This window comes from Pseudomonas sp. PA15(2017) (assembly GCF_001945395.1).
Taxonomy (GTDB): Bacteria; Pseudomonadota; Gammaproteobacteria; order Pseudomonadales; family Pseudomonadaceae; genus Aquipseudomonas.
In genome coordinates, this window is record NZ_MSXV01000059.1 from 216,678 (window position 1) to 229,696 (window position 13,019).

16 protein-coding genes are annotated in these 13,019 nt (G+C 62.3%); 1 reads left to right on the forward strand and 15 read right to left on the reverse strand.

The annotated features are described in order from the left end of the window. Window positions 1–5: 5 nt before the first annotated feature. The 15 genes from ispG to trmJ form a co-directional block, all read right to left on the reverse strand. Entirely contained in the window at window positions 6–1,118 is a 1,113-nt protein-coding gene (gene ispG / locus BVH03_RS25180) for a flavodoxin-dependent (E)-4-hydroxy-3-methylbut-2-enyl-diphosphate synthase (RefSeq protein ID WP_075931255.1), read from the reverse strand. A gap of 1 nt (window position 1,119) precedes the next feature. Beyond that, window positions 1,120–2,136, reverse strand: coding sequence for a RodZ family helix-turn-helix domain-containing protein (locus BVH03_RS25185; RefSeq protein ID WP_075963738.1), 1,017 nt, complete (start codon window positions 2,134–2,136; stop codon window positions 1,120–1,122). Then, a complete protein-coding gene (gene pilW / locus BVH03_RS25190) occupies window positions 2,133–2,897 on the reverse strand; it encodes a type IV pilus biogenesis/stability protein PilW (RefSeq protein ID WP_075963739.1) in 765 nt (254 codons plus the stop codon). The genes BVH03_RS25185 and pilW overlap by 4 nt, the downstream gene beginning before the upstream one ends. 10 nt (window positions 2,898–2,907) lie before the next feature. Next, complete coding sequence (rlmN, locus tag BVH03_RS25195; RefSeq protein WP_075963740.1) at window positions 2,908–4,056, reverse strand: 23S rRNA (adenine(2503)-C(2))-methyltransferase RlmN; 1,149 nt, start codon at window positions 4,054–4,056, stop codon at window positions 2,908–2,910. Window positions 4,057–4,080: 24 nt separating this feature from the next. After that, the gene (gene ndk, locus BVH03_RS25200) at window positions 4,081–4,512 is read right to left on the reverse strand and encodes a nucleoside-diphosphate kinase (RefSeq protein WP_075963741.1); all 432 of its coding nucleotides are present in this window, start codon (window positions 4,510–4,512) and stop codon (window positions 4,081–4,083) included. Between the two features lie 139 nt (window positions 4,513–4,651). Beyond that, window positions 4,652–4,852, reverse strand: a complete 201-nt coding sequence (gene iscX, locus BVH03_RS25205) for a Fe-S cluster assembly protein IscX (protein WP_013792386.1) — start codon at window positions 4,850–4,852, stop codon at window positions 4,652–4,654. Between the two features lie 15 nt (window positions 4,853–4,867). Then, window positions 4,868–5,209, reverse strand: coding sequence for an ISC system 2Fe-2S type ferredoxin (gene fdx, locus BVH03_RS25210; protein ID WP_070887881.1), 342 nt, complete (start codon window positions 5,207–5,209; stop codon window positions 4,868–4,870). A gap of 3 nt (window positions 5,210–5,212) precedes the next feature. Beyond that, complete coding sequence (gene hscA, locus BVH03_RS25215) at window positions 5,213–7,078, reverse strand: Fe-S protein assembly chaperone HscA (RefSeq protein WP_075963742.1); 1,866 nt, start codon at window positions 7,076–7,078, stop codon at window positions 5,213–5,215. Window positions 7,079–7,132: 54 nt separating this feature from the next. Next, window positions 7,133–7,660, reverse strand: a complete 528-nt coding sequence (gene hscB, locus BVH03_RS25220; RefSeq protein WP_075963743.1) for a co-chaperone HscB — start codon at window positions 7,658–7,660, stop codon at window positions 7,133–7,135. Continuing rightward, complete coding sequence (gene iscA / locus BVH03_RS25225; RefSeq protein ID WP_070887884.1) at window positions 7,660–7,983, reverse strand: iron-sulfur cluster assembly protein IscA; 324 nt, start codon at window positions 7,981–7,983, stop codon at window positions 7,660–7,662. Before iscA ends, hscB begins: the two co-directional genes overlap by 1 nt. Before the next feature lie 12 nt (window positions 7,984–7,995). Continuing rightward, complete coding sequence (iscU, locus tag BVH03_RS25230) at window positions 7,996–8,382, reverse strand: Fe-S cluster assembly scaffold IscU (RefSeq protein ID WP_002552476.1); 387 nt, start codon at window positions 8,380–8,382, stop codon at window positions 7,996–7,998. A 42-nt stretch (window positions 8,383–8,424) separates the two neighbouring features. Beyond that, window positions 8,425–9,639 carry an IscS subfamily cysteine desulfurase gene (locus tag BVH03_RS25235; protein ID WP_075963744.1) on the reverse strand — a complete coding sequence of 405 codons (1,215 nt, stop codon included), beginning with the start codon at window positions 9,637–9,639 and terminating at the stop codon, window positions 8,425–8,427. Between the two features lie 44 nt (window positions 9,640–9,683). After that, window positions 9,684–10,181, reverse strand: a complete 498-nt coding sequence (gene iscR / locus BVH03_RS25240; RefSeq protein ID WP_070887886.1) for a Fe-S cluster assembly transcriptional regulator IscR — start codon at window positions 10,179–10,181, stop codon at window positions 9,684–9,686. Window positions 10,182–10,330: 149 nt separating this feature from the next. Further along, window positions 10,331–11,110: a serine O-acetyltransferase gene (cysE, locus tag BVH03_RS25245; protein ID WP_075963745.1), complete on the reverse strand. Its 780-nt coding sequence runs from the start codon at window positions 11,108–11,110 to the stop codon at window positions 10,331–10,333. After that, window positions 11,103–11,894 carry a tRNA (cytosine(32)/uridine(32)-2'-O)-methyltransferase TrmJ gene (gene trmJ / locus BVH03_RS25250; RefSeq protein WP_075963746.1) on the reverse strand — a complete coding sequence of 264 codons (792 nt, stop codon included), beginning with the start codon at window positions 11,892–11,894 and terminating at the stop codon, window positions 11,103–11,105. The genes cysE and trmJ overlap by 8 nt, the downstream gene beginning before the upstream one ends. A gap of 128 nt (window positions 11,895–12,022) precedes the next feature. Here trmJ and suhB point away from each other — a divergent pair, with 128 nt between their 5' ends. Further along, window positions 12,023–12,838 (forward strand): inositol-phosphate phosphatase, encoded by an 816-nt coding sequence (suhB, locus tag BVH03_RS25255; RefSeq protein ID WP_013792395.1) that lies wholly within the window; start codon window positions 12,023–12,025, stop codon window positions 12,836–12,838. Window positions 12,839–13,019: the final 181 nt, after the last annotated feature.

Below are 13,019 nucleotides of genomic sequence, written 5' to 3' on the forward strand. Positions count from 1 at the left end.
ACGGATCAGCCGCGCACGATCACAGCCGCATCGGCTGCGGCCTTCTCGGCTGCCTTTTCGCGGATCAGCTTTTCCAGCTCATCCACCAGGTTGGTGTTGGTCAGCTTGGAAGCGGGCTTGCCGTCGATGTACACCAGGTTGTTCGGCGTACCGCCGGTGAGGCCGATATGGGCTTCCTTGGCTTCGCCTGGGCCATTGACCACACAGCCGATCACCGCGACGTCCAGCGGCACCAGCAGGTCCTCGACGCGGGTTTCCAACTCGTTCATGGTCTTGACCACGTCGAAGTTCTGGCGCGAGCAGCTCGGGCAGGCGATGAAGTTGATGCCCCGCGAACGCAGGCGCAGCGACTTGAGGATATCGAAACCGACCTTGATCTCCTCCACCGGATCGGCCGCCAGGGAGATACGGATGGTATCGCCGATACCTTCGGCCAAGAGCATGCCCAGGCCTACCGAGGACTTCACGGTACCGGAGCGCAGGCCGCCGGCTTCGGTGATGCCCAGGTGCAGCGGCTGTTCGATCTGTTTGGCCAGCAGGCGATAGGCTTCGACGGCCATGAACACGTCGGAGGCCTTCACGCTGACCTTGAAGTCAGGGAAATTCAGGCGGTCGAGATGCTCGACGTGACGCAGGGCCGACTCGACGAGCGCCTCGGGCGTCGGCTCGCCGTATTTCTTCTGCAGGTCCTTTTCCAGGGAGCCTGCGTTGACGCCGATGCGAATCGGAATGCCCTTGTCGCGCGCCGCCTCGACCACCGCCTTGACGCGATCCTCGCGGCCGATGTTACCGGGGTTGATGCGCAGGCAATCGACGCCCAGCTCGGCCACGCGCAGCGCGATCAGGTAATCGAAGTGGATGTCGGCCACCAGCGGCAGGTTGACCTGCTGCTTGATGCGGCCGAAGGCTTCGGCGGCGTCCATGTCCGGAACGGAGACGCGGACGATGTCGGCACCGGCCGCTTCGAGGCGACGGATCTGCTCGACGGTGGCGGCCACATCGTTGGTATCGGTGTTGGTCATGCTCTGTACGGCAATGGGGGCATCGCCGCCGACCGGTACCGAACCGACCCAGATCTTGCGAGAGAGACGACGTTTGATCGGTGATTCACCGTGCATATTACTGCCCACCCAACTTCAAGCGTGCGGTTTCACCGGAGATATGCGGCGTCACATCGACAGCAGCACCGTTGTAGGTCACCTGGGCGCCGCGGGCGAAGCCGAGGCGCAACTCCATCGGTGCCTGGCCACGGACGTCGAGGCTGTCACCGCTGCGCTTCAGGCCGCTGGCGACGACCTTGCCATTGGCATCGGTCACCTGGATCCAGCAATCGGCGGTGAACCTCACGCTGATCAGGCCTTCGCCAGCCGCCACCGGGGTCTGCGGCTGGGCAGCAGCGGCAGGCGCCTGGGCAGCCGGTGCGGCTGGCGCTGCGGGTGCAGTCGATTCGGCTGGTGCAGCGGGAACCTGCTCGGCAGGCGCGGCCTGGCCGGCTGGTGGGTTCTGTTCCAGCAGTTCGGTAGCGGTGGCCGGCGGCGTTTCGCTCGGGGCCTGTTCGGCCTGCTCGCCTGAAACGCCTGGCAATGGTAATTCGGTACCCTGGTTCTGCGCCTCGGCGACGGCCTGGTCTTCCGGCTCGTCGAGCGGATGAATCTGGGTGCTGCCATCGGCGCCGTCGACCTCGACGTGGCCCATGCCGACGCTCTTCAAGTCATCGAGCTGCCAACCCTGGTCTTGCCACCAATAGAAGCAGGCGCCGCCGACACCGAGCAGCAGCAGAAAGCTGACCAGACGCAGGATGCTTTGCGAGTAACGCGTCGGCTCTTCGATCCGGCCCAGCGCATGCACGCTGCTGCCCGTGGCGTTGCTGCCGGTGAACTGATCGAAGTCAGCCACCAGGGGCGCCTGCTCCAGGCCCAGTAACTTCGCGTAGGCGCGGATGTAACCGCGGGAAAACGTGTTGCCTGGCAGCTTCTCGAACTCGCCAGCTTCCAGCTGATTCAGGCGCATCGGCGTGAGGTTGAGCTGGGTGGCGACTTCGGCCACCGACCAGCCTCGACTCTCACGCGCTGCACGCAGGGCTTCTCCAGGATTGACGCGATGAGCTGCTGCAACTTCGGGTTGGGCCGCTTTCATCTTTGCTCCGACAGATATTGCTGATATTCCGGCGTACCGGGATAAAGACGCTTCAGTTGCAGGCCGAGGCTGGCAGCACGGTCACGATCCTCGAAGATCGTGGCCAGGCGCGCGCCCAGCAACAAGCTGCGGGCGTTCTGCTCGGAAATGGCGCTGAAACTCTCGTAATAGCTGCGCGCCGGCACGTATTCGCGATCCTCGTAGGAGAGATTGGCCATCTCCAGCAAGGCCCGCGGCTGGCGACTGTCGAGGCGCAACGAACGCTCGAAATAGCCTTTGGCTTCCTGACGCTGATTGAGCATCATGGCGGTCATGCCCATGTTCTCGAACACCCGGGCACGCTCCGGATAGAGGCTGTCCTCGGCGGCCAGGCTGTAGCGCTCCATGGCTTCCTTGTAGCGTTTCTGCTCGAACAGGAAGCCACCGTAGTTGTTCAGCAGCCGTGCATCCCTGGGGTTCTTGGACAGCGACTTGCGAAAATGTTCATCAGCCAGCTTGGGCTCCATTTCGCGCTGGAAAACCAGGGCAAGCACGGCGTGGGCGTCGGGGCCCGAAGGGTCGATGTCCAGCGCGTTCTTCAGCGGCACCTTGGCCGGCCCGGTCTCGCCCTGCTGCAGATAACCGATACCCAGCTGCACGAACGAATCGTAGGCTTTCTTGCGCCCTTCGGGCGTTTTCATCGGGTCGACGTCACCGGTCGATACGCAGGCGGTGAGCAGACTGGCGCTGAACAAGAACAGCAGGGAACGCAGCACGGTCATGGAAATCCTCTCAGTTGCGGCTGGCGGTGGGACGCGCTGCATCGGCGTCGGCGTTCAGCTGGCGCACGGCGATGTAGCGCTCGCTACGACGGGTGCGGTCCATGACCTGGCCAACCAGTTGCCCGCAGGCAGCATCGATGTCTTCACCACGGGTGGTACGCACCGTGACGTTGTGCCCGGCCTTCTGCAGCAGTTCCTGGAAGCGGCGAATCGCATTGTTGCTCGGACGTTCATAGCCCGAATGGGGGAACGGGTTGAAGGGAATCAGGTTGATCTTGCAGGGCACATCGGCCAGCAGCGCGACCATCTGCTCGGCATGCTCGAGCTTATCGTTCACATCCTTGAGCAGGGTGTATTCGACTGTGAGCACACGTTTCTCGCCGAGGCGGGAAATATAGCGCTTGCAGGCGGCCAGCAGCATGTCCAGCGGGTACTTCTTGTTGATCGGTACCAGTTGGCTGCGCAGCTCATCATTGGGTGCGTGCAGCGACAATGCCAGGGACACGTCGATGACCTCGGCGAGCTTGTCGATCATCGGCACCACGCCGGAGGTCGACAAGGTGACCTTGCGTTTGGAAATGCCGTAGCCCAGGTCGTCCATCATGATCTTCATGGCGGAAACGACGTTGTCGAAGTTCAGCAGCGGCTCGCCCATGCCCATCATCACCACGTTGGTGATGGCACGGTCGATCTTCGCCGGCACGCTGCCGAACGACTTGTTGGCGATCCACACCTGGCCGATGATCTCGGCGCTGGTCAGGTCGCTGTTGAAGCCTTGCTTGCCCGTAGAGCAGAAGCTGCAATCCAGGGCACAGCCCGCTTGCGAGGAAACACACAGGGTGCCACGCCCGCCCTGGGGAATGTACACGGTCTCCACGCAGCTGCCCGACGCCACGCGCACGACCCACTTGCGCGTGCCATCGGAGGAAATGTCTTCGCTGACCACTTCGGGCCCGCGAATGTAGGCAGCGGCCTCGAGCTTCTCGCGCAAGGCCTTGCCGACGTTGGTCATGGCGGCGAAATCATCGACGCCGAAGTGGTGAATCCACTTCATGACCTGACCGGCACGAAAGCGCTTCTCTCCGAGGCTGTCGAAGAACTGCTCCATTTCCGGCTGGGTCAGGCCCAGCAGGTTGATTTTGCCATTCGTGTCGGTCATGACGTCACCTTCGCACGCTTCGCCTTAGCGAATGCGGGCGTTGATCTCGGTAGCGGAGAAGAAGTAAGCGATTTCGCGAGCAGCGGAAGCTTCGGAGTCGGAACCGTGCACGGCGTTCTCGTCGATGGAGACCGCGAAGTCAGCACGGAGGGTACCGGCAGCCGCTTCTTTCGGGTTGGTAGCGCCCATCAGCTCGCGGTTCTTGGCGATGGCGTTCTCGCCCTCGAGAACCTGAACGATAACCGGACCGGAAGTCATGAAAGCGACCAGATCCTTGAAGAATCCGCGCTCGCTGTGCTCGGCGTAGAAACCGGCAGCTTCACGCTCGGACAGTTGCAGCTGCTTGGAAGCAACGATGCGCAGGCCAGCTTCTTCGAAGCGGGTGGTGATCTTGCCGATAACGTTTTTAGCGACGGCATCCGGCTTGATGATGGAGAAAGTACGTTGAACAGCCATGTGAAACTCCAGAAACGGTGGATTAAAGCCAAAAATTAAACCCGCGAATTATACGCGGGTTCCAGTGAAAAGCATAAGAGCGATGCCCCAAGGTGGCACCTGCTCGGCATAAAAGGGCTGGACATCATCCGGCCCAGGCTTACTGCGCTTCTTCGATCCAGGCAGCCTGAATGGCTTCGAGGACCTTCTCGCCGCCGCGCTGCGGGTCGTCGGAAAACTCCGGCAGCTCGACCACCCAGCGGTGCAGCTGGACGAAATTGACATAACGGGGATCGACATCCGGCTTGCTGTCGGCCAGCTGGATGGCGATTTCGAGCACATCAACCCATTTCAGGCTCATGTCGTGGCTTCCTGATCAGTGCGGCGCTTCAGCGGCGTGGTTGAGCGAGTACTTGGGAATCTCGACGGTGATGTCCTGCTCACCGACGATCGCCTGGCAGGCCAGACGCGACTGCGCCTCCAGCCCCCAGGCCTTGTCCAGATAGTCCTCTTCGAGCTCGTCGGCTTCGTTCAGCGAGTCGAACCCCTTGCGCACGATGCAGTGGCAGGTGGTGCAGGCACACACGCCGCCGCAGGCACTTTCCATCTCGATATGGTGCTCGTGGGCCAGCTCCAGGATCGAGGTGCCCGAGGGCGCCTCGACCACCAGCCCTTCGGGGCAGAATTTCTCGTGGGGCAAAAAAGTTACCACGGGCATCGCTTATTCCTCGATCTCATTCAGGCTGCGCCCGGCCAGCGCGGCTTTTACCGTCGAATTCATGCGCCGGGCGGCAAAGGCATCGGTCACCTGCGACAGACGTTTGGTCTGCTGCTCGATGGCCAAGCCATCGGTGCCCGTCAACAAATCACGTAATTCCTGCATCTGCAGGTCGATCACCATGCGTTCTTCGGCATCCAGCAAACGCTCGCCGTCGACCTGCAAGGCACCCTCGACCGCTTCGAGCAGACGCTGCGCGTCAACCTGCTGCTCGCGCAATACACGGGCAGCCTTGTCGCCACCGGCATGCTGGAACGAGTCCTGCAGCATACGCGCGACTTCACCGTCGGTGAGCCCGTAGGATGGCTTGACCTGGATGCTGGCTTCGACGCCCGAGGCGAGTTCGCGGGCACTGACGCTGAGCAGACCGTCGGCATCGACCTGGAAGGTCACGCGAATCTTCGCAGCGCCGGCCACCATCGGCGGAATGCCGCGCAACTCGAAGCGTGCCAGGGAACGGCAATCGCTGATCAGCTCGCGCTCGCCCTGCAGCACATGGATCATCATGGCGCTCTGGCCATCTTTGTAAGTGGTGAACTCCTGGGCACGAGCGACCGGGATGGTGGTATTACGCGGAATCACCTTTTCCATCAGCCCGCCCATGGTTTCCAACCCCAGGGACAACGGGATGACATCGAGCAGCAGCAACTCCTCACCATCGGCACGGCGGTTGCCAGCCAGGGCATCGGCCTGGATCGCCGCGCCAATGGCGACCACCTGATCCGGATCGATATCGGTCAGCGGCTGACGGCCGAACAGCTCGCCCACGGCCTCGCGTACACGCGGCACACGGGTGGAGCCGCCGACCATGACCACCGCGCCGACGTCCTCGACCTCGATACCGGCGTCACGCACGGCGCGGCGACAGGCTTTGAGGCTGCGCGCCACCATCGGCTCGATCAGCGCCTGGAAATCAGTGCGGGACAGCACGCCTTGCCACTGCTCATAGGTCACTTCGACGCTATCGACGGTGGTCAGCGCTTCCTTGGCAGCACAGGCCGCCTGCAACAGGCTGCGCTGGGCGCCAGGCGCGATATCGGCCGACAGGCCGGCCTGCTCGACGATCCAGCCAGCGATGGCATGGTCGAAGTCGTCGCCGCCCAGGGCACTGTCGCCCCCGGTCGCCAGCACTTCGAATACGCCGCCAGTCAGGCGCAGGATGGAAATATCGAAGGTCCCGCCGCCCAGGTCATAGATCGCCACCACGCCTTCGGCCTTCTGGTCGAGACCATAGGCAACCGCGGCGGCCGTCGGCTCGTTGAGCAGGCGCAATACGCTGAGACCGGCCAGACGCGCGGCGTCCTTGGTAGCCTGGCGCTGGGAATCGTCGAAATAGGCCGGCACGGTAATGACCGCCCCGACCAATTCGCCACCCAGGCTCGCTTCGGCACGCAGACGCAGCACCTTGAGGATATCGGCGGACACTTCGACGGGGCTCTTCAGGCCTTGCACGGTGTCGATGAACGGCATGTGCGACTCGCCGGCGACGAAGCGGTAAGGCAGTTGCTCACCCAATTGCTTCACGTCGGCAAGGCCGCGGCCCATCAGGCGCTTGACCGAGAGAATACTGTTGAACGGGTCGCTGGCAGCCTGGAGGCGAGCCTCCTCGCCCACTTCGACGCGATCGGCGTGGTAGCGCACGGCCGACGGCAGAATCAGGCGCCCTTCGGCATCGGGCAGCGGCTCGCTGACGCCGCTGCGCACAGCCGCGACGAGGGAATTGGTGGTGCCCAGATCGATCCCGACCGCCAGACGACGCTGGTGAGGTTGGGGGCTCTGGCCGGGCTCAGCAATCTGCAATAAAGCCATAGGTAGTCGGTGCTTATATGGGTATCAGGCACGGCCACGGCAGCCGCGCGAGCATTAATCGTCGAGGCGCTCTTCCAACTGGCGCACCTCGTGGGAAAGCTTGTCGAGAAACTGCATGCGGCGCATCAGGCGTTCGGCCTCTTCTCGGCGCGCATCGTCCTCCCAAGCCTCGGCGAAGCGTTCGTTCAACGCCTGTTGGGCAACCTTGAGGCGCCCCTTGAAGGCCGCCGCGCCCGCCAGGTCGGCTTCGTCCTGCAGGTCTTCGAGCTCTTCACGCCACTGCATCTGCTGCATGAGGAAGTCAGGATCCTGCACGGTGACTTCCAGCGGCAACTCGGGCCCACGCATCGTCAACAGATAACGCGCCCGCTGCGAGTCGCTCTTCAGCGTGCGGTAGGCCTCGTTAAGGCTCGCCGAGCGCTCGAGCGCAAGGCGCTGCTCACGCTCGGGCGCATCGGCGAAACGATCCGGGTGAACGCTGCGCGCCAGCTCGCGATAACGGGCGGCGAGCTGATCAAGATCCAGGCGAAAGCTCGGCTGCAATTCGAACAGGGCGAAGTGACAGGGGCCAGAACGCTCCATCAGATGTTGAAGCTTTCGCCGCAGCCGCATTCACCGCGCACGTTCGGGTTGTTGAACTTGAAGCCTTCGTTCAACCCTTCGCGCACGAAATCCAGCTCGGTACCGTCGAGATAGACCAGGCTCTTGGGATCGATGATCACCTTGACGCCATGGCTTTCGAACACCTGATCTTCGCTGGCGGTTTCGTCGACAAACTCCAGCACGTAGGCCAGGCCGGAACACCCGGTGGTACGAACCCCGAGGCGGATGCCCTCACCCTTGCCACGACCGTCGAGCGAGCGACGGATATGCTGGGCAGCGGCTTGAGTCATGCTGATGGCCATCGACAACCCTCCTTAGAGCAAACCTTTCTTCTGCTTGTAGTCGCGCACGGCCGCCTTGATGGCGTCCTCGGCAAGTACCGAGCAGTGGATCTTCACCGGCGGCAACGCCAGTTCTTCAGCGAGCTGAGTGTTCTTGATGGTTTCCGCCTCGTCCAGCGTCTTGCCCTTCATCCACTCGGTGGCCAGGGAGCTGGAAGCGATGGCCGAACCACAGCCGTAAGTCTTGAACTTGGCATCTTCGATGACGCCCTGCTCGTTGACCTTGATCTGCAAACGCATCACGTCGCCGCAGGCCGGCGCGCCGACCATGCCAGTGCCGACGTCCGGGTCTTCCGCGTTCATCTTGCCGACGTTGCGCGGGTTCTCGTAGTGGTCGATGACCTTTTCGCTGTAAGCCATGTTATCAATCCTCTTTCATCAGGCGCCGCTCACCGGCAGCTTTTAGTGTGCTGCCCATTCCACCTTGGAAATGTCGACACCTTCTTTGAACATATCCCAGAGCGGCGACAGTTCGCGCAGCTTGGTAACGGCCTCGCAGACCTTCTGTGCGGCGTAGTCGACTTCCTCTTCGGTGGTGAAGCGGCCGAAGGTGAAGCGAATCGAGCTGTGCGCCAGTTCGTCGTTGCGGCCCAGGGCACGCAGTACGTAGGAAGGCTCCAGGGACGCCGAGGTACAGGCCGAACCGGACGATACCGCCAAATCCTTAAGGGCCATGATCAGCGACTCGCCCTCGACGTAGTTGAAGCTCAGGTTCAGGTTGTGCGGTACGCGGGCAGTCATGCTGCCGTTGATGTACAGCTCTTCCAGGCCCTCGACATGTTTGAAGAAACGATCGCGCAGCGCCAACACCTTGGCGTTCTCGGCGGCCATCTCTTCCTTGGCGATACGGAAGGCTTCGCCCATGCCGACGCACTGGTGAGTGGCCAGAGTACCGGAACGCATGCCGCGCTCATGGCCGCCACCGTGGGTCTGGGCTTCCAGACGGATACGTGGTTTGCGGCGTACGTACAAGGCGCCGACGCCTTTCGGGCCATAGGTCTTGTGCGCCGAGAAGGACATCAGGTCGACCTTGAGCTTCTCGAGGTCGACCTCGACCTTGCCGGTCGACTGGGCAGCGTCAACATGGAAGAACACGCCACGAGCGCGCAGCAGCTCACCGATGGCGGCGATGTCGTTGACGGTGCCGATTTCGTTGTTGACGTGCATGATCGACACCAGCGTGGTGTCCTCGCGCAGCGCCGCCTCGACCATGGCCGGAGTGATCAGACCATCCTCACCGGGCTCGATGTAGGTGACCTCGAACCCTTCACGCTCGAGCTGGCGCATGGTGTCCAGAACAGCCTTGTGCTCGATCTTCGAGGTGATCAGGTGCTTGCCCTTGCTAGCGTAGAAGCTCGCGACACCTTTGATGGCGAGGTTGTCGGACTCGGTGGCACCGGAGGTCCAGACGATTTCGCGCGGGTCGGCATTGACCAGCTCGGCCACCTGACGACGGGCGTTCTCGACCGCTTCCTCGGCTTTCCAGCCGAAGACGTGGGAGCGCGAAGCCGGGTTGCCGAAGTTGCCTTCATTGGTCAGGCATTCGATCATTTTCTGCGCAACGCGCGGGTCGACCGGCGTTGTCGCGGAGTAATCCATGTAGATTGGCAATTTCATTTTCGGTATCTCCTAATCAGGTATCAGGCCGGCGCCTTGCGTTCTCAATCGACGGTGGACGCTTCAATCTTATCCAGATGGTGCGCCCTGCCGTTGTTGGCGCAGCGACGCTGATCCTGACGCTGGGCGACTTCCTGCACTTCGCGGCGCGTGACCAGGTCGGCCAGGCTGATGCCGCTGAGAAATTCGTGAATCTGCTGACTGAGGTCACACCACAGGTGGTGGGTCAGGCAGATGTCGCCGGAGTGGCAACCGCCCTGCCCCTGGCAGCGCGTGGCATCGACGGATTCGTTGACCGCATCGATCACTTCGGCGACCTGGATACCCTGCATGTTGCGCGACAGCTGATAACCACCACCAGGCCCGCGCACGCTGGAAACCAAGCTTCCGCGACGAAGCTTGGCGAACAGCTGCTCGAGATAGGAAAGGGAAATACCCTGACGCTCGGAGATATCGGCGAGGGATACCGGCCCATTCTGCGCATGCAGCGCCAGATCGAGCATGGCAGTCACGGCGTATCGGCCTTTGGTAGTCAGTCGCATGAAGGGTTACCAAGGATTCACAATGTGAAGCGATTATCCTCTTTTCCGAGTATTTGAGTCAACTATAAGACCAACCAAAACACTCGGGTTTAGGACCCCTCCCCACGGAAAGCGGCGGCGGATCATAGCAAAGCCAGGCCCGCCTCGCATCATGCGGCCGGCTTGTCGCCCTGCCCCTTGCAGACGCCAGCGAAATCCTCGTCACGCAACTGCGGCATATCCTTGGCACAGTAATCACTGCCCAGCTTGCCCAGCGCACCGCAAATGCCTTCGAGGCGGTTGTCGACCGCATGCAGGTGATCGAGCAACTGACCGATCGCCCGCGCCACCGGGTCAGGCATGTCCTGGCTGACCCCGTAGGCATCGAAGCCCAGCTTGTCGGCGATGGCCTGGCGCTGCGCTTCGAGCCCGTCATCATCCTTGACGATGATCTTGGCCGGGATGCCGACCGCGGTCGCCCCTGTCGGCACCGCTTTGGTGACCACCGCATTGGAGCCGATCTTGGCGCCCGCACCTACGGTGAACGGGCCGAGCACCTTGGCACCGGCACCGACCACCACGCCATCCTCGAGCGTCGGATGGCGTTTGCCCTTGTTCCAGCTGGTGCCGCCCAAGGTCACGCCCTGATAGAGCGTCACGTCGTCACCGATTTCGGCGGTCTCGCCAATGACGATACCCATGCCGTGATCGATGAAGAACCGCCGACCGATCACTGCACCTGGGTGAATCTCGATGCCGGTCAGCCAGCGACTGAAATTCGACACGCCACGCGCCAACCACTTCCAACCGGAAGTCCATAGCGCGTGCGCCGCACGGTGCAGCCACACCGCATGCAGCCCGGGGTAACAGGTGACCACTTCGAACGCGTTGCGCGCCGCCGGATCACGATGAAAAACACCCTGGATATCTTCCCGCATGCGCTCAAACATCAGTCTTTCCCCGTTTGTGGTGCTCACCGCGCGCCGCCTTGAGGGTTTCGGTCAGGACGCCGCGCAAGATATTCATTTCCAGCCGAGTCACCTCGGCGCGCCCATACAGGCGACGCAAGCGACTCATCAGGTGCCGCGGGCTGGCGGGATCGAGAAAACCGATTTCCACCAGCGACTTCTCCAGATGCCCATAGAAGGATTCCATCTCGTCCGCCGTCACCGGCTGATCGCCCTCCTCGACAACGGTCTCCTGGCGAGGCGCGACCGATGCGTTCTCACGGGCCAGGACCGCCATGCGCACCTCGTAGGTCAGCACCTGCACGGCCGCTGCCAGGTTCAGCGAACTGAAGGCTGGATCGGAAGGGATGTGCACGTGAAAATGACAGCGCTGCAACTCCTCGTTGGTCAGGCCCGCGTGCTCACGACCGAATACCAGCGCCACTTCACCGCCTTCGGCAGCCTTCTGCACGGCCGCCATGCCGCACTCGCGCGGATCGATCAACGGCCAGGGAATACGTCGTTCCCGCGCACTGGTCCCAAAGGCCAGGCTGCAACCAACCAGGGCATCCTCGAGGCAGGACACGACTTCGGCGGCTTCGAGAATGTCGGTGGCGCCGGAAGCCCGCGCAACGGCCTCCTCGCTCGGAAACTGGCGCGGCTCGACCAGCACCAGACGCGACAACCCCATGTTTTTCATGGCCCTGGCCACCCCGCCGATATTGCCGGGATGACTGGTGTTGACCAGTACCACTCGAATGTTCTGCAGCAAGGTAGACGCCCGCATCGGATAAATGAGGTGACAAATCTTACAGAAGCACCCTCCTTTGTGTCATGCAGGACACGGACGGCACTTCATGCGACGGGCTTTTCTGCTAGAATGGCCGGCTTTATTACGACTCCAGGTGAACTTCCATGCAGCCCATGCTGAACATCGCGCTGCGCGCAGCCCGTAGCGCCGGTGAAATGATCTTCCGCTCAATCGAACGCCTGGACGTCATCTCCGTAGATGAAAAGGACGCCAAGGACTACGTGACCGAGATTGACCGCTCGGCCGAGTTGATGATCGTCCAGGCCCTGCGCAAGGCCTACCCGACGCACAGCTTCCTCGGCGAGGAAGGCGGCTTGCTCGAAGGCAGCGGCGAAGGCGCCGACTACCAGTGGATCATCGACCCGCTCGACGGCACAACCAACTTCGTGCGCGGCGTTCCGCATTTCGCCGTCAGCCTGGCCTGCAAATACCGCGGCCGCCTGGAACACGCCGTGATCATCGATCCGGTTCGCCAGGAAGAATTCACCGCCAGCCGCGGCCGCGGCGCCGCCCTCAACGGTCGCCGCCTGCGCGTCAGCAACCGCAAGAGCCTGGACGGCGCCCTGCTCGGCACCGGCTTTCCGTTCCGCAACGACCAGCTCGACAACCTCGAGAATTACCTGGGCATGTTCCGCAGCCTGGTCGGCCAGACCGCAGGCGTACGCCGCGCCGGCGCTGCCAGCCTCGACCTGGCTTACGTGGCTGCCGGTCGCTTCGACGCATTCTGGGAGTTCGGCCTGTCCGAATGGGACATGGCCGCTGGCGCCCTGCTGATCCAGGAAGCGGGCGGCCTGGTCAGCGACTTCAGCGGTGGCCACGAATTCCTCGAGAAGGGCCAGATCGTCGCCGGCAATACCAAATGCTTCAAAGCCGTGCTGACCGCGATTCAGCCGCATCTGTCGGCATCGCTCAAGCGCTGACCGCGACCCCAATGAAAAACCGGCTTCAGCCGGTTTTTTATACCCAAGAAAAAGGCGCTCCCCGGCAGACTGTGTGAAAACCTAGCAGTCCGAGGGTGAGTTGAAGACAATGCCTCTATCGGTTGATAGGGGCATTGTCGTTTATGGGTTATATCCAGGGCGAAGGTCGCGGGCAAAGCAG